This is a genomic window from Phaeobacter sp. B1627 (genome assembly GCF_006265095.1).
Classification (GTDB): Bacteria; Pseudomonadota; Alphaproteobacteria; order Rhodobacterales; family Rhodobacteraceae; genus Epibacterium.
In genome coordinates this window covers 37745-64583 of sequence record NZ_VCNK01000023.1, presented here as the reverse complement: position 1 = coordinate 64583, position 26839 = coordinate 37745, and the positions used below count along the sequence as shown (strand labels likewise).

The following is a 26839-nucleotide window of genomic DNA, read 5'->3' as shown; positions in this document are numbered from 1 at the left end:
ACCGAAAGCGGCGGGGCCAAACCAAATCACATGCTGTGTGGATCAGAAGTAGAAACCGACCTTCAAACCAAAGCTGAGCGCGTCATTGTCGGTGAAGCTGGCCCGCGCGGTGTCCGGCGTGCCGGTTTCGGCAAAGGCGTCTTCAAGCATCGTGTAACGTACGCCCGCGGTGACTTTGACCTTGTCGTTTTGGTATTGCACGCCGAGACGAATGGCTTGCGATCCCTTAGTCGGCGCCAGCGGCGAAACCAGATCGTCGCCATCAACATCCTCATAGATATAGGCGAGAGATGCGGACCAGTTGTCGTTCAGTCGCCGGCCGACACCCAGCGTATAGGTGATCGAGTCATCGAGTGTGATCAGCTCGACAGGAACCGGAAGGGCTGCGTTGACGGCCGCGGGGTCAAGGCGGGTGGTGCTGTGTTCGACCCAGCGAATTCCGGCCAGAAGCAGCGTGTCCTTGGCGATCCCGGTCTGGAAATCGACATTGAGCGACTGCGGTGTCTTGGTTTCATGTTCCGTGTTGGCCGTAGCGCCACCAAGAGCGGTCGGGAAATTCTCGGTGATCTGGAAATCATGCGTGATTTCAGAGCTGTAGGTGACCGCCAGCCGCAGAGCGATATCGGGGATCTCATAGGCACCACCGGCGACAAAGCCAAAACCGCCTTCCTTGGCGACGTTGACGTTATAGCCGGACAGGGCGCCGTAGGCGGCACCCGCGAGGGTCACATCCCCTTTGATCTCCTGATAGCGCAGACCGCCATGCAGGCTGAACCGATCATTGAGCTTGTAGCGCAGCAGGGTGGTGATCGCATTGGAGGTCGCATCTGCGGCGGTGCCGTTCAGCAGCGCGGAGCCACCGGTGGCCGGGTAGCTGACGTCAACGCCCCAGGGCTGGTCAAAGACGACGGCCAGCGAGAGGCGGTCATTGATGTCGGTCTTGAAACCGCCGGAAACAGAGTTGAAACGGTTGCCAACATCACCGGTTGCCGATTGCGCCGGGTTGAATGTTGACAGGTCATTGCCGCTCAGCTCCGGAGAGGTGGTGGCAAAAGAGAACTCCGCGTAGGTCCCTTCTTCAAAGATGATCCCGGTCGGCTGTCCGGTCCGGTCAAGTCCAGCCGCAATGGCAGTTGACGCCATCAGGGTCGTCGCAACAGATGCGGCGATGAAATGTTTCATAAGTTTCCTCCCTCAGGTGTGGAGTGAAAGAATATTTCACACCACGTTAAAAGAGACAGTAAAAAATATGTGACACCTCAGGCAATGTTGACGGAACGGCAGGCTCCGCTTTCGTGACGTCGCGTTCCGACTACTGTTGCCGGGATGATACAATATTGATGAGGTTGCCGGCCAGAATGAGGGCCGCGCCGACAAAGAGCCAGATTTCGACCGGCTCGCTGTAGATCAGCCAGCCCAGTATTGCGATGAACGGCAGGCGGGCGAAATCGATCGGGATCACCACCGCAGCGGGCGCCAGCGACAGCGCATTGGTGATGCAGAAATGCGCGCCCAGCCCGGCGCAGCCGATGATCAGCAACAGCGGCAGGTTTTGCGCGTCCGGCAGGGCGATATCCATGTCCCAGCCTGCACAAACCAACCCAAAGACCAACTGCAGGGCGGTCAGCCAGAACATGATGGACCAGATCGTCTCGTGCCGGGTCAGGCGTTTGGTGGCGATCCCGGTCAGGGCAAAGAACACGGCAGAGGCGGCAGCACAGGCAAGGCCGAGGTTGAAGGTCGCGGGGCTTGGCCGGGCGACGATCAATATGCCGATAAATCCCAGCAGCACGGCGAGCGCCCGCATGCGGGTGAGCGTTTCGCCCAAGAGCACGGGCGCCAGCAGAATGACCCAGATGGGCGAGGTGAACTCCAGCGCGAAGACCTGTGCCAATGGCAGGACGGAGACCGCGTAGAACCATAGATTCTGGCCGGCAAAGTGAACCGCGTTGCGCAGCCCATGTTGGCCGAGACGGGCGGTGCTGACGGCTTTCCACCGGCCAAGCGCGGTGATCATTCCGGCGACAACCAACACGCCCACGCAGCTGCGGTACATCATGATCTCAAATGTGTCGAGCGACAGGCTGGCCTCGCGGCCGGCCACGGCCATCGCAGAAAAGGACAGGATTGCGCCGATCATCCAGAGCGCCGCACGTCCGGTTTTGGGGTGGCTGTCCTGCATGAAATGTCCTTGGGTCAAACTGCCTGCAGAAAGTCGTCAAATATCGTCGAGGTCAAGCCCTTGCCGCCGGTGCCTGCGCACAAAATTATCCTGGATCAGGCGCGTTTTTTCAGGAAAATTCATGGGTTTGTTTGGAGAACTTCGCGCAAAAAGAAACCTCCGGTCGCGGGGGGCGGCCAGAGGTTTTTATCATCTTTCCGAGCGGGGGAGTTATTCCCACTCGATTGTGCCCGGAGGTTTGGAGGTAATGTCGTAGGTGCAACGGTTGATGCCCTTGACCTCATTGATGATCCGGGTCGCCGTCTCACCAAGGAATTCGTGGCTGAACGGGTAGTAGTCTGCTGTCATGCCATCCACAGAGGTCACCGCTCGCAGCGCACAGGCATAATCATAGGTCCGACCATCGCCCATGACGCCGACAGTGCGCACGGGAAGAATCGCCACGAAGGCCTGCCAGATGTCATCATAGAGCCCGTGCTTGCGGATCTGGTCGATGAAGATCGCGTCGGCCTCGCGCAGGATATCGAGCTTGGCGCGGGTGATCTCGCCCGGACAGCGAATGGCAAGACCGGGACCGGGGAAGGGGTGGCGACCGATAAAGCTGTCAGGAAGACCCAGTTCCCGCCCGAGCGCGCGGACCTCGTCCTTGAACAGCTCGCGCAGCGGTTCAACCAGCTTCAACCCCATCTTTTCCGGCAGGCCGCCGACATTGTGGTGGGATTTGATGGTGACCGAGGGGCCGCCGGAAAACGAAACGGACTCAATCACATCAGGGTAGAGTGTTCCTTGGGCGAGGAACTCGGCACCGTCGATTCCATCGGCGTATTTCTGGAAGACGTCGATGAAAAGCTTGCCGATGATCTTGCGCTTGGTCTCCGGGTCGGACTGGCCTTCCAGCTCTCCGAGGAACAATTCCGTTTCATCGGCGTGGATGACCTGCAAATTCATATTGTCGCGGAACATGCCCACGACTTCTTGCGCCTCATTCTTGCGCAGCAGGCCGTGGTCGACAAAAACGCAGGTCAATTGGTCGCCGATCGCCTCATGGATCAGGGCCGCCGCGACAGAGCTGTCGACGCCGCCGGAGAGCGCACAGATGACCTTCTTGTCGCCGACCTCGTCGCGGATCTTTTCGACCATCTGCTCGCGGTAGGCTCCCATCGTCCAATCCCCGGCAAAGCCTGCGAGTTTGACGAAGTTCTCGTAGAGCGTCTTGCCGTTGGGCGTGTGGTGAACCTCGGGGTGGAACTGAACCGCGTAGAACTGCCGGTCAAGATCGGCGGTAATCGCGAACGGGGCATTGGGCGATGTGCCGTAAACTTTGAAACCAGGCGCGATTTCAGAGACATGGTCGCCGTGGCTCATCCAGACTTGTTCCTTGTTTTCAAGGAACCAACCATTGAGCAGGTCGATGCGATCTGCGCTCGGGGTGACATGCGCGCGTCCGAATTCAGCGGTGCCATGGCCGGATTGCACCGTACCGCCCAGCTGATGCATCATGACCTGCTGGCCGTAGCAGATGCCGAGGATCGGCACGCCATAGTCGAATATGTCCTGCGGCGCGCGCGGTGATCCCTCCCGTGTGACGCTGTCGGGACCTCCGGAGAAGATCACGGCTTTTGGCGCGAAATCGCGCACAAAGTCCATCGTGACGTTCTGATAGGGGTGGATTTCACAATAGACGTTCAACTCACGCAGGCGGCGCGCAATGAGCTGCGTCACCTGGCTGCCGAAGTCTATAATAAGAAGGCGGTCATGGGCTGTCTCTATCATGCTTGGCTCTTAGGGTCTGACGGAACATCTGGCAAGGGGCCACAGCATGGCGGCGCCGTGTTTTCCCGCCCGTTTCCCCGCCCGCGCGAGGGCTTCGGGCGCGAGCGGTTGCTGGCAAGGCCCGCAAACCCGCGGGTCCGGCCAAAAATCCATGGCAGGATGTCGCATTTATGCGAGAATAGCCGTTATCCTTCGGCGTTGAGGTGACGCGCTCGGATAATCAGACTGCACAGAATTTCATACTGTCGTGAGGAACAACAATGACAGATGCAGCACCGCGTCGCCGTAGTCGGGGTGGCGGAGGCGCCGCCCGTCGTGCAGAACGGACGAGCGTCCATATCGAAACCGCCCGCTACATCGAGCGCAACATCCCCAACTTCGAGGTGCTGAACGAAGAAGCGCTTCAGATCATTGAGGCCAACGCCGAGATCATTCTCGAGGAAGTCGGTGTCAATTTCGTCGATAATCCGGGTGCCTTGCAGCGGTGGCGCGATGCCGGAGCAGACGTGCAGGGCGAGCGGGTCCGCATTCCGCGTGGTCTGGCGCGGAAACTCTGTGAGACCGCGCCAAGTCAGTTCACCCAGCATGCCCGGAACCCGGAGAAATCCGTGGTGATCGGCGGGAAAAACCTCGTGCTGGCACCGGTCTACGGGCCGCCCTTCGTGCGCGATGCAAATGGTGGTCGCCGCTATGCCACGCTGGAGGATTTTCAGAAATTCGTGAAGCTGGGATATATGTCCAAATGGCTGCACCATTCCGGCGGCACAGTCTGCGAGCCGACCGACGTGCCGGTGAACAAGCGCCATCTCGACATGCTGATGGCGCATATGGAGCTGTCCGACAAACCCTTCATGGGCTCGGTGACAGAGCCCAGCCGGGCGCAGGATTCGGTCGACATGTGCGGCGTGCTGTTTGGCAAGGACTTCGTGCAGGACAACACCGTTCTTACCTCCCTCATCAACATCAACTCGCCGCTGACGTTTGATGATGTGATGATGGGCTCGCTGGAAGTCTATGCCCGCAACAATCAGGCCTGTATCATTTCGCCCTTTATCGTCGGCGGTGCCATGGCTCCGGTGTCCGTGGCGGGCACCCTGACGCAGGTTCTGGCCGAAGTCCTGGCCGGCGTTGCCTACAGCCAGCTGATCCGGGCCGGTGCACCTGTCATATTCGGCGCCTTTGTCTCTTCGATCGACATGAACTCCGGGGCGCCCACCTTCGGGACGCCCGAGGCGTCGCTGGTCACCTATGGGGCCGGACAGCTTGCACGTCGTCTGAACTTGCCCTTCCGTTCGGCCGGGTCCTTCTGCGGGTCAAAACTGCCGGACGCACAAGCCGCCTATGAGACCGCGAACTCACTGAACATGGGGCTGATGTCCGGGGTCAACTTCATGTTGCATTCCTGTGGTTGGCTTGAGGGCGGATTGGTCGCGGATTTTGAAAAGTTCGTGATGGATGCGGATCAGCTGGGGGCGTTGCACGGTCTTGCCAAGGGAATCACCGTGGACGAAACAGGGCAAGCGATGGACGCCATCCGCGAGGTGGGTCCGGGCGGGCACTACCTCGGCTGTGCGCATACCCAGGCCAATTTCAAAACCGCGTTCTGGAAATCGGATCTTCTCGATTACAAACCGTTTGAGACCTGGGAGGAGGAAGGCGCGCGCGACACCTACAAGCTGGCCACCTCACGGGTGGATCATTTGATGGCAAACTACAAGCAGCCGGAAATGGACCCCGCCATCCGCGAGTCTTTGCTGGCCTTTGTGGCTGAGAAGAAAGCCTCGATGCCGGATGCCTTCATGTAGGAACGGGTGATTGAAACAGGACTTTGACGGCGCCCTATGTGGCGCCGTTTTTTATTTTATATCAGGTATTTGAGACAAGGAAGACAGGTGGGCGCAGGGGCTTTTTTCGGGGGCGGGGGCTGCTTCTTTCGACGCCAGGTAGAGGCGGCTTTCGGCTGCGATTGCGATCAGAATTTCAACGTGGCGAGTCAGCGAGTAGCTGGGGTTGTTGCTGCGTCGCGCGCCGTCCTGCTCGGCTTCTAGGTCAAGAAGCCGCATCAAAAGCTCACTGAGCCGGTTTGGAACTGTCGCTCCCATAAGGCGCTTCAGATCCCGCGAGCGGGAATAGTCATCCGCGCCGATCCGTGCGGCGCGGGAAAGAAGGCGGGGGCGGCGAAGTGTGAATATTCGGCTGCTCAGGTCCTGCATGAAGTTCCCCATTAATCTGTGAATGACGACCCGAATAATAATCAACCTTTCCGGGTGTTGCGGAGATCCGTGAGTCAGCGAACGGTGTATTTTCAATCGGTTTGAGAATAGGTGGCATGCTTTCGGAGCTGTCGAAATTCAATCGTTCAAAAGAGTGCACGAGGCAGGATAGGAAAATCGGCTCTGTCGTTCTTTCGCTAAAAGTGCCTCTTGAGTAAAATTGGGGGTCAGTGATGAACAGGGTCACACAAACAAGTCTGCCAGCTTGGGTGTCGGACGAGGTATTCCGATATCTGGAACATACAGTTGCCCAAGTCTCCATCCGGGAGCTGTCCCGCAACGCGCAATGCCACGCCTCGACCGTTCTGCGCCAGGTACGCCGCCTTGAGCAACTCAGGGAGGACCCGCTCGTGGACGGCGCTCTGACGCGGCTCTCTGACGTCTTTTACGAAGAGGGGGAGCGCTCCGGTCCGCGGCCGAATAATACCCTTTTTTCCGAATGTGATGCGGCGCGTTGTTTGACCATGTTGACCCAGTCCGGGGCGGTGCTTGTGGCGGGGCGGAACCTGCCCAAGGTGATCATTGTGCGTGGCGTTCAGGAAGACATTCACAAGACGGTGGTGGATCGCCACCTTGCAGAAATACTGGCTCTGCTGGACTGGATCAGCTGTTTTTCGGCCGGGCGGGTCCATCGCTACCGGATCTCCAAGGACGGGCGCAGCGCACTCGCAACCATGATGGCGGCGGCGGAAAACAAAAAGCGCATCCGGGCTGAAACCACGACTCAGTCGGGCATTTCCGGAGTTCTTGCGGGGGCCGACGGTGGCGATGATTTGGTCCAGAAGAGAGCGCGATATGGTCCGCAGGAGACCCCGATCCAAACGCTGGCACGTCTTTCGGACCGGCAAGGAAAACCCTTTCTTACAGTCGAAATGTTACGTGCCGGAGAGAGGTTGCGCGAGGACTTTGAACTGGCACAAATCGGTCAGCATATCGCCGAAGAGCGGGCCGTCTTTGCGGAGGGAGGATGCCGGTCCGAGGCACGTGACTATGACAGACCGGCCCGGCAGGCGTTCCAGCGGTCGGCAGACGCCCTGTGCGCGCTTGGTCCGGGTCTGAGTGATATCGCGCTGCGGTGTTGCTGTCATCTGGAGGGCCTGGAAGCCGCAGAGCGGGAGCTGGGATGGTCCGCGCGCTCTGGGAAAATTGTTCTGCGAATAGCTTTGGAGCAATTACACCAATATTATGAATCACTCCCACCGCAAAACCAGATGATTGGGTAGTGTGTTGAGACCCTAGATTTTGCGCGGGAAAGAGGTTGATCCGGTGCTTCGTGAATATTTGAATATTGGAATATAGAGCCAGATAGGATGTGGTGGGAATGAATGGAGAACAAAATGGGAATGCGTGCAGATCTATTTACGTTGTATTTGCAAGTTCGCCCTTTGTGCCGTTCCTGTTTTGTGTGATTTGAAAACTCGTTCCTGCATCTGAATGATCGAAATCCCGAATACTTTTCTTTCTATATTTGTAAATGAAATTTCGAGGATTTTCGGAAATAAAATTAATTGGAGGCATGCAAGATATCCGGGACATTCGCGCGACATCTTTGAGATGAAGTGTTAACGGTATGGGAATGGAGACGCAGTAGATTGCGTTGAGAACAAAGCAGGCATGCACCACTGGCCGTGGCCATCGCAGGCTGATATGTTACGCTGCAGCAACCGACGCAGTCACAAGGAAGACCCTGTGCGAGATCTGAAGATCCCCGAGCAGCGCCACCCCGAAAAAGCGCACCGTCCCGACAATGCTCAGCCTAAAAAGCCAAGCTGGATCCGCGTGAAGGCGCCAGGTGGCAAGGGCTACGCAGAAACTCACAAGATCATGCGGGAGAACAATCTCGTGACAGTCTGCGAAGAAGCTGGCTGTCCGAATGTCGGCGAATGCTGGAGCCAGGGTCACGCGACCATGATGATCATGGGGGACACCTGTACGCGCGCCTGTTCGTTCTGCAATATTGCGACGGGCAAACCGCCCGAGGCCCTGGATGCCTTTGAGCCCGGCCGTGTGGCGCATGCTGTCGCCAAGCTGGGGCTGAACCACGTTGTCATTACGTCGGTGGATCGCGACGATGTCGAAGATGGCGGCGCCTCGCATTTTGCGCAGACCATCCGCGCGGTGCGCCACCGGTCGCCCTCCACCACGATCGAGATCCTGACGCCGGATTTCCTGCGCTGTGATGCGTCGGCGCTCGAAACGGTAGTGGATGCAAAACCGGATGTGTTTAATCACAACCTGGAAACTGTGCCGGGCCTCTATCCCGAAGTCCGTGCCGGGGCGCGGTATTTCCATTCGCTTCGCCTGTTGCAGCGGGTGAAGGAGCGTGACCCCAGTATCTTTACCAAGTCAGGCATTATGGTGGGGCTCGGAGAGGAGGCCATGCAGGTGAAGCAGGTCATGGACGACATGCGCGCCGCCGATGTCGATTTTCTGACTATTGGTCAGTACTTGCAGCCGACGCCTAAACACCATGCGGTAGATCGTTTCGTGACGCCGGAAGAATTCGCAAGCTATGAAAAAGCGGCTTACGGCAAAGGGTTCCTGATGGTGTCGGCAACGCCCTTGACCCGGTCATCCTATCACGCGGGCGATGACTTTGCCCGTCTGCGCGACGCCCGCAACGCCAAGCTCGGGCTGGCATGATGTGAATGCCTTGGCGCGGCAATGACGCCGCGCCAGGAGTTTCTTCGCCGAAGACAGGCTGTATTTGGAACAGGTTGTGTTCGGTACAGACTATGTTCGGTCCGCTGTATCTGTGCGGCTCAGGTGAACCGCACTTTGCCGATATAGGGCAGGTTGCGATTCCTCTGGGCAAAGTCGATGCCATAGCCCACGACAAATTCATCGGGAATTTCGAAACCAATCCAATCGGCGCGAAAGTCCACTTCGCGACGTGAGGGTTTGTCCAGGAGCGCAATGGTCTTGAGCCGCGCGGGCTTGCGGCTTTTCAAAAGCGAAGTGACATGGTTCAGCGTGTGACCCGTGTCGACGATGTCTTCGACCACCAACACGTCACGCCCTTCAATTGCGCCGCGCAAGTCTTTGAGAATACGAACCTCCCGGCTGCTTTCCATCGCGTCTCCGTAGGAAGAGGCCTCGAGAAAATCGACCTCGATGGGCAGATCAAGTTCACGGACGAGATCAGCGATGAAAACAAAGCTTCCGCGCAACAGGCCGACGACGACCAGCTGCTTGGTATCGCCGAACTCGGTGGTTATCTCGCCGCATAGCTGTTCGATTCGCGCAGCGATCGACTTGGCTGAAATCATCACATCGATGACATATGGTCGCTCTGACATCCTTGCCCCCTTGAAATCCGAGCGCGTTCATAGGACACCACGCGCCACCTGTACAGAAGACGAAGCCCGCGCAAATGCCAACCCATTCGGAAACCCGCCAGATGCCTTATACCGCACAACAGATGTATGATCTGGTGGCGGATGTGGCTGCGTATCCCAAATTTCTGCCCTGGTGCTCTGCTGCACGTATCCGCAGCCGGACCCGGCAAGAGGCCTCCGAAGTGATGGAGGCGGATCTGGTGATTTCCTTCAAGGTGTTTCGCGAACGCTTCGGAAGCCGTGTTGTGCTGCACCCCGACGACAAAAAGATCGACACCGAATATCTTGACGGACCCTTTCGTTATATGAAGTCGAACTGGGCCTTTTCCGATCGTGAGGACGGCGGGTGCGATGCGTCCTTCTTTGTCGATTTTGAGTTCAAGAACGCGGTATTACAGGGCATAATTGGTGTCGTTTTCAACGAGGCGATGCAGCGGATTGTCCGCGCTTTTGAACGTCGTGCCGCTGAATTATATGCGTGACAGAGCCCGCCAGAGCATCTGAAGCGCGTGATCGCGACTGGCCAGGCGCACCTGATCCCGGCCGAGCGGACCAAAGTCCACCAGCTCTGTTATGGTGTCGGCGCCGGTCTGGGCGAGGCCAAAGCAGACGCGTCCTTCCGGTTTATGCTCTGACCCTCCGGGGCCTGCGATACCCGTCACCGAGACGGCGAAACGGACACCGGCCTGCGCCAGCGCCCCCTCTGCCATCTCGCGGGCGGTTTCCTCGCTGACGGCTCCGAATGTCTCTAGCGTATCGGAGCGGACGCCCAGCATCTGCATTTTGGCGCCATTGGAATAGGTTACGAAGCCGCGATCCACAACGGCGGAGGAGCCCGGGATCTCGGTCAAGGCGGCCGCGATCATGCCGCCGGTGCAGCTTTCTGCGGTGGCGACCGTTGCATTCAGCGCCTTGGCGCGGTCAAGGAGCCTGGCGACATCGACGCTCACAGCCCCGGCACCCCATGTGAGAGGCCGGCCAGCACGACGATGCCGATGGCTGCCATCGCGCCCGCAATCACGTCATCCATCATGACACCGAACGGGCCTTTGCGGCGGTCAGCCCAGCCGACCGGACCCGGTTTCCAGATGTCAAACAGGCGAAACAGCAAAAATCCTGCGACCCAACCGGGCCAGAGGGCTGTGATATCGAGACCATGCAGCCAGGCCGGGAGGGAAATGGCCCATAACGCCAGCATTTGCCCGGCCAGTTCGTCCAGCACGAACTCGGAGGGGTCGAGGTCTTCTTGTCCACGGGTCATTTCTATCGCGGCCCAGTAGCCGATGACGATGGCACAGAGGGTGACAATGGCGAGCAGGGGAAACCCGCCGAGAAGGTGCAATGCCAATGTCAGAGGCAGCGCCGCCAGGGATCCCCAGGTGCCGGGGGCAGGGCGAAAATAGCCTATTCCGCAACAGGTTCCGAGCAGTTTTGCAACCGTCATACGCGCACCAAAGTTGCGGTGGCAAGTGCCGCAATCCCTTCGCCACGCCCGGTGAATCCGAGGCGTTCGGATGTGGTGGCCTTGATCGAAATCCGATCCCGTCCGATCCCGGTGATCTCTGCCATCCGGGTCCGCATGGCCTCGGCATGGGGGCCGATTTTCGGAAACTCGCAGACCAACGTGCAGTCTATGTTGCCGATGCTGAACCCCCTGGAGGTCGCCAGATCGACAGCATGGCGCAGAAAGATGTCCGAGGCGGCCCCTTTCCACTGCGGGTCACTGGGGGGGAAATGGCGGCCAATATCGCCTTCGGCCAATGCACCATAGAGCGCGTCGGTCACCGCATGCATTCCGACATCGGCGTCCGAATGCCCCTGCAGGCCATGGTCATGGGGGATGGGAATGCCGCAGAGGGTGACATGGTCTCCGGGGCCGAATCGGTGCACGTCATAGCCATTGCCCAGTCTGATATCCATGGAGCTCCTCAATATGGTCTCGGCGCGGGCGAAATCCTCGGGCCGGGTGATCTTGATGTTGTTGCTGTCGCCGGGGGTGATGCGCACGGGCAGGCCGGCTTTGCGTGCGACCTCCACATCGTCTGCTGCCGCGCCCTCAAGCGCAAGATGCGCAGACAGGATTGCGTCAAAGTGAAACGCCTGCGGTGTCTGGGCGGCGAAGAGATTGCTGCGGTCCTGGGGGCCTGCGACCATGTTGTCATCGCCGATCCAAAGCGCATCGGTCACAGGCAGTCCCGGAGCGGCGGCGATTGACGTCTTGAGCGCGTCCAGGGCGCCGTGAATGACAGTGGGACTCACACAGGGGCGGGCGGCGTCATGGATCAGTACATGTTGGATGCCGTCGCGCTGCAGCGCCAAAAGACCATTCAACACAGACGATGCACGATCAGCTCCGCCGTCTGCCTGTTGCACATCGGGATGAGCGCGAAGCGCATCCCGCCCGGCAGCGTCCTGAGCGTCACGAACCACCATGATATGGTTCAGCCCGGCGCGCCGGAAGGCCGCGATGGTCCAGTCAATGACTGTCTTGCCCGCAAGGATGCGCCATTGTTTGGCAATCCCGCCACCAGCCCGCGTTCCCTTGCCCGCGGCAACAATCAAAACGGCAGTGGTCATGTCAGATTGGCGTCCCTTGCGCGTGCAAACCTGCGCAGTGTCTACGGTGCGGCGGATAAACTGGCAACGGTCGCGAGTAAAGTGATTAAAGAATAGGCACTCACGCCGGATGACTGGGCTGGAATGGCGTGTTGGAATGGAGCATAGGAACGTTTCAAGCTAATAAACAATCATGTGCACAAGGATTAAGCAATTGTCCTTTTCTGTTGGACCCACACATCTTGACCCTCCGATTGCGCTGGCTCCAATGGCCGGCATCACGGATCGCCCGTTCCGCGATCTTGTCCGGTCGTTCGGGGCTGGTCTGGTGGTCAGCGAAATGGTGGCGAGCCAGGAAATGGTGCAGGCCAAACCCGGCGTGCGGGAGCGGGCGGAACTGAGCGCGGATGTGGAGAATACGGCAGTGCAGCTGGCAGGGCGTGAGGCCTATTGGATGGCAGAGGCCGCCCGGCAAGTCGCGGATCGCGGTGCTCGCATGATCGATATCAACATGGGGTGCCCGGCCAAGAAGGTGACCAGTGGCTATTCGGGGTCCGCCCTGTTGAAGACGCCGGACCATGCGATTTCTCTGATCGAGGCCGTTGTTCAGGCTGTCGATGTGCCTGTGACGTTGAAAACCCGGCTTGGTTGGGATGATACGAATTTGAATGCCGCGGATGTGGCGCGCCGGGCACAGGACGCGGGCGTGCAGATGGTCACCATTCACGGGCGCACGCGCTGTCAGTTCTACAAGGGGCAGGCGGATTGGGCCGCGATTGCAGCGGTCCGGGATGCGATTTCCGTCCCTTTGTTGGCCAATGGGGACATCATCGGGGTATCTGATGCGCGACAGGCCCTGGCGCAATCGCGTGCGGATGGCGTCATGATCGGGCGCGGCGCGCAGGGGCGCCCTTGGGTGCTTGCAGAAATCGCCCATGAGATCTGGGGCAACGCGGCGCCTGACATCCCTACAGGAGCGGGTCTGGTTTCAATGGTTTCAGAGCACTACGAGGCAATCCTGAGCTTTTACGGTCTCGACTTGGGTCTTCGCGTCGCCCGAAAGCATCTCGGCTGGTACATGGATGAGGCGGGAACCCCAACGCATCTCAGGCGAGAGATTCTGACCGCACGCACGGCGGGGGAGGTATTGACCCGTTTGGAAGAGGCCCTGAACCGCCCCCAGCAGCAGGAGAACGCCGCATGAGCCCGTCTCATGTTCCACATACGGCCGATTGCGCAATCTGGGCATCGCTGCCGGTGCCCGCGTTTCTTGTGGATGCGGAAAACCGGATCGCTGACGTCAACTCCGCCGCAGAAGGCTTTATCAACGCTTCAAGAAAGTCTCTGGTCGGCTGCCCGATCTGGCAAAAAGTGGCCCTTGAGACAACAATCGAAATGGCCTTTGACAAGGCGCGCGATCAGGGGACGCCCTTGTTTGTGAACGACGTGGATGTCGGCGCGCGTAGCCGGGCGCCCTTGCAATGTGCGGTCCAGATCGCCCCGCTGCATGGCCACAAGGGATATATGCTGCTGATGTTGTCCCCGCGGGAGTTGGCCGGTCGGATGACGCAAAACCAATCCGCCAAATCGGCGGCGCAATCGGCCATTGGCATGGCGGAAATGCTGGCGCATGAAATCAAGAATCCCTTGGCTGGGATCACCGGGGCAGCGCAGCTTGTCAGCATGAACCTGAGCCCGGATGACCTTGAACTCACGGACCTTATTGTCAGTGAGAGCCGCCGGATCGTAAAACTGTTGGAGCAGGTGGAACAGTTCGGAAATCTGTCGGAGCCGGATTTTCGCCCCGTGAACCTGCATGATGTTCTGGATCGGGCGCGCCGTTCTGCGTTGCTGGGGTTTGGCGCACATATGAAGATTATTGAAAAATACGACCCCTCTTTGCCCTTGGCATGGGGGGATCCCGACCAGCTGCTTCAGGTGGTCTTGAACCTGTTGAAGAATGCTTCTGAAGCGGCTGGAAAAAAACAGGGAACCATCACCATCCGAACCTTTTACGAGCATTCTTTTCGCCTGCGACGCAGTGATGGCCAGGGCAAGCTGTTGCCTCTTCAAATCGAAATTGTCGATGACGGGCCGGGGCTTCCGGCGCATATCCGCGATGATATTTTCGAACCCTTCGTCTCGGGGCGTGAAAATGGCACCGGCCTCGGGCTGGCTCTGGTCAGCAAAATCATCGCTGACCATGACGGCTGGATCTCGGTTCGGTCTGAGCCGGGCAATACCGTATTCCGACTGTCCCTCTCGCGTGTTCCGCGCGATCATACATAACTCAAGGAGCACAATGACATGGACGGCACCGTTCTTGTTGCTGACGACGACCGCACGATCCGCACAGTCCTGACCCAGGCGCTCACACGCGCGGGGTGCAAGGTCCATGCAACCTCTTCTCTGACCACGTTGATGCGTTGGGTCAGCGAAGGAAAAGGAGATGTTGTGATCTCAGACGTCATGATGCCGGACGGGAATGGGCTGGAGATGCTGCCGAAGATCGCCCAGGATCGGCCTGGCCTGCCGGTGATCGTGATTTCTGCACAAAACACAATCATGACGGCGATCAAGGCGGCCGAAGCCGATGCCTACGACTATCTGCCCAAGCCGTTTGATCTGCCGGAACTGATGAAACGGACGGCGAAGGCGCTGTCGGAAAAACGGACGGCTCAGGCGGCCGGACGGATTGAGATGGTTGAGGAACGTCCGGACGAGCTCCCGCTTGTCGGGCGCACGGAGGTCATGCAATCCCTGTACCGGTTGATTGCCCGGGTGATGAACACGGATATGCCTTTGCTGGTCACTGGTGAAAGTGGCACCGGCAAGTCGTTGATAGCGAGGGCAATTCACGACTTTTCTGACCGCCGGACGCTGCCGTTTGTCGTCGCTGAGGCCTCCGACCTGATTGAGCTTGAGGGACCGTCGCGGCTTTTGGGGCAGGTGAAGGGGGGGACCCTGCTGATCGATGAAATCGTGGACCTGCCGGATGAAGCGCAGGCGAGATTGGTCCGGATGATGGATGCGCCCGGTGACCACGCGCCGCGGTTCATCGCCACGACCAGCCAGCAAAATCTGGCGAAGCAGCTCGAGGCGGGTGCCCTGCGGCAGGATCTCTATTACCGGATTTGCGGAACAGAACTGGCGGTCCCGGCCCTTCGCGAACGGGTGGAGGATATCGCTTTGCTGAGCGAGCACTTCCTGGCGCGGGCCGAAAGCGACGGCGCAGCACGGCGCATGTTGAGCGAGGATGCCCGTGAAATCCTGCGTCACTACGCCTGGCCAGGAAATGTACGGCAACTAGAAAATATCGTTAAGCGGCTGGCTCTTACGGCACGTAGTGAGGAAATTGGAAAAGCCGAGGTCGCGGCTGCCTTGGGGCCCCAGACCACAGGTGTCGAACCGGTGATGGGGGGCGGTGCAAGCAATGAAAAACTCTCTGACGCGGTTGCCCGTCACTTGCAGAGATATTTTGATCTGCACGGCGATATGCTGCCGCCTCCGGGCCTCTATACCCGGCTTCTAAAAGAGGTGGAGACACCACTGATCGAAATTGCGCTTGCAGCAACCGGTGGAAATCAGGCGAAATGTGCCGATCTGCTCGGCATCAACCGCAATACGTTGCGCAAGAAAATCACCGACCTCGATATTGAGGTGACACGCCGCCGCAAACTGATGTAATATCGCCACAGAAGCGTGACCCCTTCGCCGACCGGCACATGGGAAACCGCGAAATCATGTGGTGAGCGCAGAACGCGCAACATCAACTGGGGGCAGTCAGTGGCGCAGATGTCACACATCCGCTTGGCCTATCCGTGGCTTACGGCCTTGGATAGTTGGCGAAAAACACGCCGGGCACGAAATATCACGACCTTTGGGCTGGTGATACTCGGTCCGGCTATGGCCCTGGTGACCTTTCTGGTCATTGGCCCTTTCGGACAGGGGGCAAGCTCTCCGGCGCTGCGGCTGATTCTGCTGGCCGATCTGGTCTATGTTCTCACCGTGACCGCCATGGTTCTCAGCCAGATCGGTCGTCTGGTTGCTGCACGTCGCGAAAAATCGGCGGGATCACGCCTGCACCTGAGACTCATCGGCGCCTTTGCGTTCCTCGCACTGGTTCCCACGGTGACCGTTGCCGTATTTGCGGTTCTGACGGTGAATGTCGGCCTGGAGGGCTGGTTCTCAGAGCGTGTCAGGGACGCAATTGGCAACTCAGTGAAAGCGGCCGAAGCCTACCAGAGGCAGCAGCGTCAGGATCTGGAGCAGGATGCCGTGAGGTTAGCGCGGTTTCTCGATCGCAGCCGAACGGCGAATTTCTTTATGAGCGACGCTGATTTACGGCAATTCCTGTCGCAGGGACAGCTGGGCATTCAGCGTGGCCTGCAGGAAGCCTATGTCATTGACGGCTTGGGTACGATCCTGACCCGCGGCGAACGGTCCTACGAATTTGATTTCGAAATGCCGTCCCGGCAGGACATCAGCACCGCCGAGGCGGATGGATTTGTCGTTATACAGGATTGGGAAAACAATGAATTTCGGGCTTTGGTGAAGCTGGCCGCCTTCGTGGATCGCTATCTATATGTGAGCCGTGACGTGGATGGCGAGTTATTGAACCTGCTCGATGATACCCAGGAAACGGCCCATCTGTACCAGCAGCTTGAGAATGAGCGGGGTAGGATGTTGTTCGAGTTCGGACTGCTCTACCTCGGCTTTGCCGTGATTCTGATCCTGGCGGCGATGTGGTTGGGTATGTGGTTTGCCGAGCGCCTGTCGCGCCCCGTCGGGCGGTTGATGATTGCTGCGCAACGGGTCGGCGGCGGCAATTTGAATGTCCAGGTCACCGAGGAACGTGGCGACGATGAAATCGCCCAATTGGGCCGGTATTTCAATCAGATGACGAAGCGGCTTCAAGTTCAGAGAGACGCTCTTCTGGAAAATACGCGCCAGATTGAGCATCGGCGGCGGCTGTTTGACTCGGTGCTGTCTTCGGTCACGTCCGGGGTGGTCGGTCTGAATGCCGACGGGGCGATCACCTTTGTGAACAAATCTGCCAAGCGGCTACTGGACTGGCGCGAGGATCAGCAATCTCTGGCCCTCGCGGTGGTGGTTCCGGAATTCGGCCCGCTCTTTGCCGAGATGGTAGAGGGCGGCTCTCAGGTGGCCCAGAGTGAGATCAAGGTCACGCGCCAGGGGCGGTTGGAAAACCTGTTGGTTCGCATGTCGCCGCGTCGGTCGGATGAGGGGAGCCTGGAGGGGTATGTGATTGCATTTGATGACGTCACTGACCTCGTGAGCGCGCAGCGAATGGCCGCCTGGGGTGACGTCGCGCGACGTATCGCACATGAAATCAAGAATCCGCTCACACCGATTCAACTCAGTGCCGAGCGGATCAAACGCAAGTTCGCCCCGAAACTCAGTGGCGAGCAAAGCGATCAGCTACAGTCTATGACCGACGTGATCGTTCGACAAACCAATGACTTGCGGCGTATTGTTGATGAGTTTTCAAAATTTGCGCGGATGCCGGAGCCGGTTTGTCGCAAGGAGGACCTTGGGAAGCTTGTGCAAGAGGCGGTATTGCTGCAGCAAGCGGGGCAACCTGATCTGAGACTTCGATCCGACGTCCCGAATGAGGCCTCTATGGTTGATGTCGATGCCACGATGATCGGGCAGGCCTTGACCAACCTCATCAAGAACGCAGGAGAAGCCACTGTGACTCTGCAGAAAAAAGGTGCACCACAAGACTATGTGCCGGAGGTGCGGGTCTCCCTCGTATCAGAGGGCGGCGGGCATCTGATAACAATCGCGGACAATGGGGTTGGTCTGCCGGAAGACAGGGCGCGTTTGTTCGAACCCTATGTGACCACCCGTGACGAAGGCACGGGGCTCGGACTTCCGATCGTCAAGAAAATTATAGAAGAGCATGGTGGCACGCTGACGTTGGAAGATGCTCCCCTTTTCGAGGGACAAGGCCACCGGGGCGCGATGGCGATCATTCGCCTTCCGGCACTTTCACCGGACGATGCCGTTCACCATCCAAACGTAGTAGCAGGGCTGACATGAGTGATATTCTGATCGTTGACGATGAGCGCGATATCCGGGAACTGGTTTCGGATATTCTGGAAGACGAAGGCTACGCGACACGCAAAGCCGCCAATTCGGATGATTGCATTGCTGCGCTCGAGGAGGCGCCGCCTGCGCTTTTGATCCTGGATATCTGGTTGAAAGACAGCCAGATGGACGGAATCGATATCCTGAAGACGGTAAAGCGTGACTATCCGGAGGTGCCGGTCGTCATCATCTCAGGGCATGGGAACGTCGAAATTGCCGTGGCCGCTATCAAACAGGGGGCCTATGACTTTATTGAGAAGCCGTTCAACATTGATCAGCTGATGGTGGTGATCCGGCGGGCCATGGAAACCTCGCGGCTGCGACGCGAAAACACGGACCTGCGCCGCAAGGATGGCGGCGTCGCGGAAATGGTCGGAGTGTCGCCTGCGTTCCGGACGCTGATTGGCCAGTTGGACAAGGTGACCAAATCCAATGGCCGCGTCATGCTGACCGGTCCTGCTGGCAGTGGCAAAGAAGTGGCTGCGCGGTATATTCATTCAAATTCAAACCGTTCTGGGGCTCCTTTCATCACGGTGAACTGCGCGAGTATTGAGCCGGAGCGGATGGAGGATGTCCTGTTTGGGCGCGAAAGCAGCGAGCGCGGTATCGAGCCGGGATTGCTTGAGCAGGCTGACGGAGGGGTGGTGTTCTTTGACGAAGTGGCGGATATGCCGGCCGGGACCCAGTCCAAAATCCTGCGGGTGCTGGTGGATCAGCAGTTCGTTCGTTTGGGCGGGACGGAGAAGCTCAAGGTTGATTTGCGGGTGATCTCCTCTTCCAACAGGGATCTTGAGAAGGAGATTGCCAACGGTACCTTCCGCCAGGAGTTGTTTCATCGTCTGAACGTGGTTCCGATCAATGTCCCCGCCCTGTCCGAACGCCGGGAAGACATCCCGCTTTTGACAGAGCACTTCATCGCTCATTTCAACACGACCCAGGGGCTGCCCTTGCGCGGCCTGAGTGATGATGCGGTTGCTCTTTTACAGACGATGATGTGGCCCGGGAACGTTCGGCAACTCAAGAACCTCGTGGAACGTGTTCTGATCCTTGGTGAAACTTCGGGACCGATCCAGGCGAAGGATTTGCCGCGGGAAGAGGAAAAGATTGAAACGGAGGGGCGCGTCGTGCTCTCCGGTGCGTTGGCCACTTTGCCGCTACGAGAAGCGCGTGAGGCGTTCGAGCGTGAATATCTTCTGACGCAGATCAACAGGTTCGGCGGAAATATCAGCCGGACGGCGTCTTTTGTCGGAATGGAGCGGTCCGCCTTGCATAGAAAACTGAAGTCGCTGGGCGTGGTCACTTCCAACAAGGCAGGCAGTCGCATTGCGCGGGTTGAAAGCGAAGAGCCGGCTGTCTGACGGCCGGCCTTCCTGTGGCGGGTCGGCGCCGGACAATTGAATTGACCACATCATGGCCTTCTGTCATGCAGAAGAGCATTCCAGCGCCCGGAGAGCGGATCGATGAAGGTAATTATCTGTGGTGCCGGGCAGGTGGGCTGGCAGATCGCCCGCCATCTGTCTGGAGAACACAACGATGTCACTGTTGTGGACAACAATCCTGATCTGGTGCGCCGGGCGACAGATACGCTTGATGTTCAAGGGATTGCAGGGTTTGCTTCATATCCTGATGTGTTGGATCGTGCAGGTGCCCGGGACGCGGATATGATCATCGCGGCGACCCATTCGGACGAGGTGAACATGGTCACCTGCCAGGTGGCGCACTCCGTCTTTTCGATCCAGCGCAAGATTGCGAGACTGCGGGCAAAGAGCTATCTGAACGCCATCTATTCTGATCTCTATCGGCGCGATCACCTGCCGATTGATGTCGTCATCAGCCCGGAGCGCGAAGTCGCGGCAGCGGCGATGCAACGTCTGCGGGCGCCGGCTGCATTCGATACCGAGGTGTTCATGGATGGCCGTGCGCAGCTTCTGGGGATTCGGGTGGATGACGATTGCCCGGTGGTGAATACTCCGTTGCGTCAGTTGACAGAGCTGTTCTCGACGTTGCGGGCGATTGTGGTCGGTATCCGTCGGGACGGAACGCTCTTTGCGCCCGAACCCGGGGATCAATTGTTTGTCGGTGATTCCGCCTATGTGTTCTGTCATGCGGATGACGTGAACCGTACGATGGAAGTGTTTGGTAAAAAAGAGAAACGCCAGGAACGTGTCGTGATTGTCGGGGGCGGAAACGTGGGGCTGGAGGTTGCCAAGGCGCTTGAGGGCCGGTCCGGGAGAACCCGGGCAAAGATGATCGAAAAGAGCCGCAAGAACGCCGAGCGCGCCGCCGAGGCCCTGGAACGCACCATCGTTTTGAACGGAGACGGACTTGATCGCGGGTTGATGATCGAAGCCGGGATCGACAAGGCCGATGCGATGCTGGCGGTCACCGATGACGACAAGACGAACATGCTGGCCGCTGTGCGTGCAAAAGCCGAGGGATGCCCTTTTGCAATTGCGTTGATCAATGATCCGACCCTGTTGCCGCTGTTGCCGCATCTTGGGATTGACGCGCATATCAACCCGCGCGCCACCACCGTAAGCTCCATTCTGCGCCACATCCGCTATGGCCGAATTCGTCAGGTCTACTCCATTGGCGATGCCGAGGCCGAAGTGATCGAGACAGAGGTTCTCTCGACCTCGCCGATGGCGGGGCAAGCCATCCGCGATATCGATTTTCCCGAGGGTGTGCTGGTCGGTGCCGTGAGCAAGAATGGCGAGGTCATGCGCCCAAGTGGCGCGCTACGTATTGAGGCCGGGGATACTATCGCCCTGTTTGCGATGGCGGCAGACGTGCGGGAGGTCGAGCGCCTGATGCAGGTCTCGATCGATTACTTCTAGAATGCCCCGTCGTCCTCGCTCACAGGTGCGCGGTATATTGCGGTTGCCGCTGGTGCTGCTGATCTGGGGAGTCTTTGCGATCGCCATGTGGATCCCCGCGGTGCATGCGGTGGTGGCCGACGATCACCAGACATCGCAGAGTTTCTTTTACGCAGGTCTTGTCGGGCTCACTTTGGTGACCTTTATCGGCCTGTCTGTCGCCAACCGGGTGCCGCGCTATGGCATGCCGGGGCAGTTGATGACGTTGCTCGCGACCTTTGTGTTTTTACCGCTGTACCTAGCTGTTCCCCTGCAGGACGCTTTGCAGAATACAAGCTATCTGAATGCCTATTTCGATATGGTCAGCGCATTGACGACGACGGGCGCGGATGTGTTTGACGCGCCGGGCCGGTTGCCTCTGTCGGTTCATCTGTGGCGGGCATTAGTGGCCTGGCTGGGGGGGCTGTTCATGTGGATCGCTGCCTCCGCAGTGCTGGCTCCGCTGTCCCTCGGCGGATTTGAGGTCACGGCCCGGGCGGAGCCCGGACGCAGCGACGCCAATCTGAGTGACAGTCAACGCCCGGATCCGCGTCGGAAACTGATCCTGGTTACGCGGACCCTCGCGCCCGTCTATCTCGGCCTGACGCTTGCGCTGGCGGTCTTGCTGGTCCTCTGCGGCGAGAGCGGTCTGGTTGGTATCTGCCATGCAATGTCGATCATGGCGACATCCGGGATCTCGCCGATCGGTGGCATCGGAGCGGCCCAGGCGGGGCTTGCGGGCGAGATGGTGATGTTCTTGTTTCTGCTGTTTGCGCTATCTCGCCTCACGTTCTCCAGCGATACGGTGGCGGTTGGTCACAGCCGTCTGGACAAGGACCCGGAATTTCGCACGGGGCTCCTGATCATTCTGGGTGTGCCTCTTTTGTTGTTCGCCCGGCATTGGATGGCGGCGCTGGAAGTCAACGCATCCGATGATATTTCAATGGCGTTCGCGTCATTTTGGGGCGCGCTGTTCACGGTCACATCGTTCCTGACCACCAACGGATTTGAAAGCGCCTATTGGCTTAGTGCGCAGGAATGGTCCGGCTTGGAGACACCGGGGATGATCCTTTTGGGGCTGGCTGTCATGGGGGGCGGCGTCGCCACGACCGCCGGCGGGGTCAAACTGCTGCGGGTCTATGCGCTTTACCTCAATGGTCTGCGCGAGATGGAGCGCCTGGTGCTCCCGTCGTCAGTCAGCGGCGAAGGGCGCGGGAACAGGCGCCTGCAGAGCAACGGCGCCTTCGTGGCATGGATCTTCTTCATGCTGTTCGCGCTGTCGCTCGCCGTGATCTGTGTTGCTTTGTCCGCGTTTGGCATTCCCTTTGAACAGGCCATGATTCTGGCGGTTGCAGGATTGTCAACAACGGGCCCGCTGATCGAGGCGGCAGGACAAGTTCCGATTGAGCTGAGCCTGATGGCTGCTCCGGCAAAACTGATCTTGTGTTTTGCGATGGTACTGGGGCGTTTGGAAACACTGGCGATAATCGCGCTTCTGTCGCCCAATCTTTGGCGAAGCTGAGCCAAACTGCGTAAGCCATATAGAAAAGTGACGTTTTTCGGCTGGAAACCCGAGAAATCTGCGTCCATACTCTGCTGAAGGGGCGTGTTGGGCCGCAACACGTGACAAGAACAAAGGCGAGATAATAAGAATGGCTTCGGACAGACAGAATCTTCAGGACGCGTTTCTGAATCACGTTCGCAAAACCAAAGTTCCGGTTACAATTTTTTTGATCAATGGTGTTAAGCTACAGGGTGTAATTACTTGGTTTGACAACTTTTGCGTGTTGTTGCGCCGCGATGGTCAATCCCAGCTTGTATACAAGCATGCGATTTCCACCATCATGCCGGCCCAGCCGATCAGTCTTTATGAGGGTGAAGACTCCAATTGATGGAGCATGACAGGAAGCGGACCCGGGCTTGGGTTCTGCATCCGGAAATCAAATCAGATAATCGGCGACGCCCTGCCCAGCCTGCTCTGTTGGAGGCTGTTGGTCTTGCCGAAGCCCTGCCTGATCTGGATGTGATTGGCTCCGCTGTCGTGCGCCTGCCCAAGGCGCATGCGGGAAAGCTGTTTGGCTCCGGGAAAATTGAGGAAATCAATGCGGAGCTGAAGGCCGAGGATATCGAGTTGGTCCTGATCGACGGCTCGGTCAGCCCGGTGCAGCAACGCAATCTGGAGAAGGCCTGGGGCGTCAAAATTCTTGACCGCACCGGGCTGATCCTCGAGATATTCTCGGACCGCGCGCGGACCCGCGAGGGTGTTTTGCAGGTCGAGATGGCTGCCTTGAGCTATCAGCGTACGCGGCTCGTGCGCGCATGGACCCATCTGGAGCGCCAGCGGGGTGGTTTGGGATTCGTCGGCGGCCCCGGTGAAACCCAGATCGAGGCGGACCGGCGCGCGATCGACGATCAGCTCGTGAGACTGCGCCGTCAATTGGACAAAGTGGTGAAAACGAGGACGCTGCATCGCGCGGCTCGTGCAAAGATACCCTATCCGATTGTTGCGCTTGTCGGCTATACGAACGCCGGAAAATCAACCCTTTTCAATCGGTTGACGGGCGCAGATGTGATGGCAAAAGATATGCTGTTTGCCACGTTGGACCCTACGATGCGACGCGTTCAATTGCCGGATGGGCCGGAAGTGATCATGTCCGATACGGTGGGCTTCATCTCCGACCTGCCTACCGAATTGGTCGCGGCCTTTCGCGCGACATTGGAAGAAGTGCTGGCCGCCGATGTCATTCTGCACGTGCGAGATATCAGTCACAGCGACAGTGAGAGCCAGGCTACCGATGTCGAGAAAATTCTGTCATCGCTGGGAGTTGGGGATGACCGCGCGCGGATCGAAGTCTGGAACAAGATTGATCAGCTGACGCCGGAAGAGGCGGACGCCTGTCGCCAACGTGCTGAGCGCAGTGATGCCTTGTTTGCAATTTCAGCCGTCACTGGCGAAGGCATTCCCGAACTCCTCAAGGATATTGCTGTAAAATTGCAAGGCGTCCGGGTGCTTGAAGTCCTCAGCTTGGATTTTTCGCAAGGCAAGCAGCGGGCGTGGCTGTTCAAGGAAGACATCGTGGAGTCTGAAGAGCAGACTGAGGGCGGGTTTGAAATCACCGTACGTTGGACGGAGACCCAGAAGGCAAAATACGCAGCGCTTTGAGGCGCTGCGTTTCAGTCCTCCCGAGGCAGAATACGTGTGACGCCGACGGCCGCAGCGCGCGCCAGTTCCTCATCCAGTGACATCGGAATATACTCTCCGCGCCGCCAGAGTTGGGCCATATCATCGTAATAGCGTGACAGAAAATGGCCGGATTGGCCAGTTGCGATGATAAACACCGAGCTGTCCGGATCAGCAAAATCATAGACACCGCGATAGCTTGCAGCATGGACGTTGTTGAATGGGCTTTCTCCCTCAGCGGAGGTGCGTCCGCGTTGCAGGGTGTTGTCTCCGCCGCTGGTGGATTGGCGGATGTTCACAAAATAGCGCAGCAGCGGAACCTCGCCCAGCACCTCGTGGTCGTGCGTCGCTTGATGTGCGTCGCCCCAGCGCAAGGCTTCCAGCGCGTTGCCGTATTTCTCGTGAATTTCGACCAGAGCATCGTCCAAAGCGAGGCGCGCCATATCGGTGCAGGTCTCGGTCGGCGCACTGCGCCTTATATCACACCACGCTGACGCTCCGTCGACATTGCGGAACACACGTTCCAGAAACAGGGGGTTTACCCGAGAAAACGCATCCGAAAGCGGGCCGAGGTCATCCTCGATAAGGCGCTTTTGCAACGATCGGACCCAGCTGGCATAGATGAGTGGTTCGGGGAGATGTTCATTCATCTCGCCATTCCATTCCGCCAGAAGCGACAACGCAATTTGACGCTGGCGTGCCGGAGTACCCTCTGCTGCGGCTTCGCCCGTGAACCACAGATCCGCTCCGATCAAGGGCAACAAGGTGCGTGCGCTGAAGGAGACGGTGTCGAGCTGGGCCTCGATGAAACTGTCCCGGGTGTGAACCTCGCGCGATTGCATCAGGCGCCGCCACCGATTGATCCGTTGGGTGTCGCCCCATTCAAAGGAAACATGATTTGGAAACGGCCGGTCGAGGAGCTTGTTGTTTGTATTGCCGACAATGCCGCCACGGGGGCTGAGAAACTCCGGATTGGCGGCATAGGGCAGGCGGCCCTGCCATTTGTTTTCGCGCCGCCACCCTTGATTTGGCAGCCGCCCCTGGCTTTGGTTGCGCAAATCACGATCCGGCATCGCCCCCATTGTCTTGAGCGCAATGGTGGTTTCATCTGCGAGTGTAAGGTTCTGTGACGGCGCGATAAACTTCTCGCCTGTGGCAAGCGCCTCTGCCACGGTGCCCGCCCGCATCAGATCCAAGGCGGCTGTCATTGAAGTGTCGCTGGGCGACAGCGCGGTCCAACCCAGTGAAACCACATGACCGGGCGGCGTAATCGAGGCGAGGTTGAACAGAGAACCGGGCAGGACGGGGCCGTTTTCTGTCCAGCGCAGCGTCAGTGTAAGCGGTTCATTTCCCTTGATCTGAACGATCGACGGGCGGGAGATGAAGCTTTTGTAGCCGGTCGGGCTGAGGTATTCCTGTGGGTTGTCGGGGTTGATTTTCTCGATAAATAGGTCTTGGTCATCGAGATAGGACGACGTCAGCCCCCAGCCCATCTGTTGGGATCGCCCTGTCAGAACCGCCGGGATCCCTGGGATTGTTCCGCCGATCACGCCGCCGGTTCCGAGCTCCAATCGCGCCAGATACCACGCCCCCGGCGCGGTCAGTTTCAGATGCGGATCATTGGCAAGCAACGTGCCTCCGGCTGCTGATCGGGTGGGAGCCGCGGCCCAGGCATTCGACGCCCCCCCCAGATCGCGCGGCGCCACGGGCATAAGCGCGGCGATATCCGAACGCGATTGCGGGCGGTTGCGCAAGCTCGGGAACAGGCTGGTGTATTCGGGAAGGGTCGCGGTGCCGGCCCCCGGCGCATCGGGCAGGATGTCCTTGAGGCGGGCAGCATCATCAAGCGCAATGGAGGTCTGCGCGCGGAGAATTTCCTCCTGCATATGCGAAGATAGCTGCAGAGCCATCAGTTTCATCAATGCGATGCTGTCGGCAGGTTGCCACGGGGCAAGTGGCATGTTGAACAAAAACATTTCAGGAGCGCCGCGCCCCAGAGCGCGTTCATTGATCTCCTGTATGCGGGCATTGACCCCGGCGGAATAGGCCTCCAGGGAGCGCAGCGTTTCGGGGCTTTGCGCAGCAACGGAACTCCGCGCCAGGCGATAGATATCCAGGCGGCGCAGAAAGCTGTCCGTCTTCACCGTACGCGGGCCAAAAACCTCCGACAGCCGTCCCTGGGCCGTGCGGCGCATCACCGCCATTTGCCACAGGCGATCCTGCGCATGCGCATAGCCAAGGCCAAAGAATACATCTTCGTCCGAGGCGCCGAAACTGCCAAAGATATGCGGGACGTTGGCATGATCCCGCACAATTTCGACCGGAGCCGTGGGCCCGGGCAGGGCAATCTCCTTATCGTATTCGGGCAAGGATTGAGAGGCGAGGAAATAGGCCAGAACCGCGCCTGTCAGGCCAAGCAGAATCGAACTGGCGGTCAGCCATAGGAGCCATTGAAAAAGGCGTGCCATTCTTTGTCTATTCCCTTGGAATTTCATTATTTGTTGCCGAGTCGCATTGCGCTTGGGCGAGCGGCTGGTAGGGTTGTCGCCAACATATGCGAAGACAGA

Annotated in this window: 22 protein-coding genes; 13 read left to right on the top strand and 9 right to left on the bottom strand. The window is 58.7% G+C overall.

From position 1 onward, the window contains the following. Positions 1-42: 42 nt before the first annotated feature. The 3 genes from FGE21_RS13590 to guaA form a co-directional block, all read right to left on the bottom strand. Positions 43-1182, bottom strand: a complete 1140-nt coding sequence (locus FGE21_RS13590; protein ID WP_139663844.1) for an OmpP1/FadL family transporter — start codon at positions 1180-1182, stop codon at positions 43-45. Between the two features lie 130 nt (positions 1183-1312). After that, positions 1313-2182: a DMT family transporter gene (locus FGE21_RS13585; RefSeq protein WP_139663843.1), complete on the bottom strand. Its 870-nt coding sequence runs from the start codon at positions 2180-2182 to the stop codon at positions 1313-1315. Between the two features lie 210 nt (positions 2183-2392). Next, positions 2393-3955: a glutamine-hydrolyzing GMP synthase gene (gene guaA / locus FGE21_RS13580; RefSeq protein ID WP_139663842.1), complete on the bottom strand. Its 1563-nt coding sequence runs from the start codon at positions 3953-3955 to the stop codon at positions 2393-2395. Between the two features lie 260 nt (positions 3956-4215). Here guaA and FGE21_RS13575 point away from each other — a divergent pair, with 260 nt between their 5' ends. Beyond that, positions 4216-5760, top strand: a complete 1545-nt coding sequence (locus tag FGE21_RS13575) for a trimethylamine methyltransferase family protein (protein WP_139663841.1) — start codon at positions 4216-4218, stop codon at positions 5758-5760. A 51-nt stretch (positions 5761-5811) separates the two neighbouring features. On the opposite strand, the gene FGE21_RS13570 is transcribed toward FGE21_RS13575, so the two are convergent. Next, positions 5812-6168, bottom strand: a complete 357-nt coding sequence (locus FGE21_RS13570) for a DUF6477 family protein (RefSeq protein WP_255731584.1) — start codon at positions 6166-6168, stop codon at positions 5812-5814. Positions 6169-6401: 233 nt separating this feature from the next. Here FGE21_RS13570 and FGE21_RS13565 point away from each other — a divergent pair, with 233 nt between their 5' ends. Both FGE21_RS13565 and lipA read left to right on the top strand, forming a co-directional pair. Beyond that, positions 6402-7451, top strand: a complete 1050-nt coding sequence (locus FGE21_RS13565; RefSeq protein ID WP_139663840.1) for a DUF6456 domain-containing protein — start codon at positions 6402-6404, stop codon at positions 7449-7451. Between the two features lie 466 nt (positions 7452-7917). Further along, the gene (gene lipA, locus FGE21_RS13560; RefSeq protein WP_139663839.1) at positions 7918-8871 is read left to right on the top strand and encodes a lipoyl synthase; all 954 of its coding nucleotides are present in this window, start codon (positions 7918-7920) and stop codon (positions 8869-8871) included. A 119-nt stretch (positions 8872-8990) separates the two neighbouring features. Here the strand turns inward: lipA and hpt are convergent, their stop codons facing one another. Next, positions 8991-9527 carry a hypoxanthine phosphoribosyltransferase gene (gene hpt, locus FGE21_RS13555; RefSeq protein ID WP_139663838.1) on the bottom strand — a complete coding sequence of 179 codons (537 nt, stop codon included), beginning with the start codon at positions 9525-9527 and terminating at the stop codon, positions 8991-8993. Positions 9528-9601: 74 nt separating this feature from the next. On the opposite strand from hpt, the gene FGE21_RS13550 reads away from it, so the two are divergent. After that, entirely contained in the window at positions 9602-10048 is a 447-nt protein-coding gene (locus tag FGE21_RS13550; protein WP_139663837.1) for a type II toxin-antitoxin system RatA family toxin, read from the top strand. Here FGE21_RS13550 and FGE21_RS13545 read toward each other — a convergent pair. The 3 genes from FGE21_RS13545 to FGE21_RS13535 are packed head-to-tail and all read right to left on the bottom strand — an operon-like array spanning position 10037 to position 12143. Continuing rightward, positions 10037-10516 carry a CinA family protein gene (locus FGE21_RS13545; RefSeq protein WP_139663836.1) on the bottom strand — a complete coding sequence of 160 codons (480 nt, stop codon included), beginning with the start codon at positions 10514-10516 and terminating at the stop codon, positions 10037-10039. The genes FGE21_RS13550 and FGE21_RS13545 overlap by 12 nt on opposite strands. After that, a complete protein-coding gene (locus FGE21_RS13540) occupies positions 10513-11010 on the bottom strand; it encodes a phosphatidylglycerophosphatase A (RefSeq protein ID WP_139663835.1) in 498 nt (165 codons plus the stop codon). Before FGE21_RS13540 ends, FGE21_RS13545 begins: the two co-directional genes overlap by 4 nt. After that, positions 11007-12143, bottom strand: a complete 1137-nt coding sequence (locus FGE21_RS13535) for a bifunctional 2-C-methyl-D-erythritol 4-phosphate cytidylyltransferase/2-C-methyl-D-erythritol 2,4-cyclodiphosphate synthase (protein ID WP_139663834.1) — start codon at positions 12141-12143, stop codon at positions 11007-11009. Before FGE21_RS13535 ends, FGE21_RS13540 begins: the two co-directional genes overlap by 4 nt. A gap of 193 nt (positions 12144-12336) precedes the next feature. Here FGE21_RS13535 and dusB point away from each other — a divergent pair, with 193 nt between their 5' ends. From dusB to hflX, 9 genes are all read left to right on the top strand, one after another. Further along, positions 12337-13326 carry a tRNA dihydrouridine synthase DusB gene (gene dusB, locus FGE21_RS13530; protein ID WP_139663833.1) on the top strand — a complete coding sequence of 330 codons (990 nt, stop codon included), beginning with the start codon at positions 12337-12339 and terminating at the stop codon, positions 13324-13326. Beyond that, complete coding sequence (locus tag FGE21_RS13525) at positions 13323-14411, top strand: nitrogen regulation protein NR(II) (protein ID WP_139663832.1); 1089 nt, start codon at positions 13323-13325, stop codon at positions 14409-14411. The genes dusB and FGE21_RS13525 overlap by 4 nt, the downstream gene beginning before the upstream one ends. An 18-nt stretch (positions 14412-14429) precedes the next feature. Beyond that, the gene (locus tag FGE21_RS13520) at positions 14430-15809 is read left to right on the top strand and encodes a response regulator (RefSeq protein WP_139663831.1); all 1380 of its coding nucleotides are present in this window, start codon (positions 14430-14432) and stop codon (positions 15807-15809) included. Positions 15810-15908: 99 nt separating this feature from the next. Beyond that, positions 15909-18188, top strand: coding sequence for a PAS domain-containing sensor histidine kinase (locus FGE21_RS13515; RefSeq protein WP_139663830.1), 2280 nt, complete (start codon positions 15909-15911; stop codon positions 18186-18188). Next, positions 18185-19594: a sigma-54 dependent transcriptional regulator gene (locus FGE21_RS13510; protein ID WP_139663829.1), complete on the top strand. Its 1410-nt coding sequence runs from the start codon at positions 18185-18187 to the stop codon at positions 19592-19594. Before FGE21_RS13515 ends, FGE21_RS13510 begins: the two co-directional genes overlap by 4 nt. A gap of 102 nt (positions 19595-19696) precedes the next feature. Next, a complete protein-coding gene (gene trkA / locus FGE21_RS13505; protein WP_139663828.1) occupies positions 19697-21073 on the top strand; it encodes a Trk system potassium transporter TrkA in 1377 nt (458 codons plus the stop codon). Position 21074: 1 nt separating this feature from the next. Then, on the top strand, positions 21075-22613 hold the full coding sequence (locus FGE21_RS13500) for a TrkH family potassium uptake protein (protein WP_139663827.1): 1539 nt from the start codon (positions 21075-21077) through the stop codon (positions 22611-22613). A 130-nt stretch (positions 22614-22743) separates the two neighbouring features. Further along, positions 22744-22983: an RNA chaperone Hfq gene (hfq, locus tag FGE21_RS13495; protein WP_005611588.1), complete on the top strand. Its 240-nt coding sequence runs from the start codon at positions 22744-22746 to the stop codon at positions 22981-22983. Then, positions 22983-24254: a GTPase HflX gene (gene hflX, locus FGE21_RS13490; protein ID WP_139663826.1), complete on the top strand. Its 1272-nt coding sequence runs from the start codon at positions 22983-22985 to the stop codon at positions 24252-24254. Before hfq ends, hflX begins: the two co-directional genes overlap by 1 nt. An 11-nt stretch (positions 24255-24265) precedes the next feature. Here the strand turns inward: hflX and FGE21_RS13485 are convergent, their stop codons facing one another. Beyond that, the gene (locus FGE21_RS13485; protein ID WP_139663825.1) at positions 24266-26740 is read right to left on the bottom strand and encodes a penicillin acylase family protein; all 2475 of its coding nucleotides are present in this window, start codon (positions 26738-26740) and stop codon (positions 24266-24268) included. Positions 26741-26839: the final 99 nt, after the last annotated feature.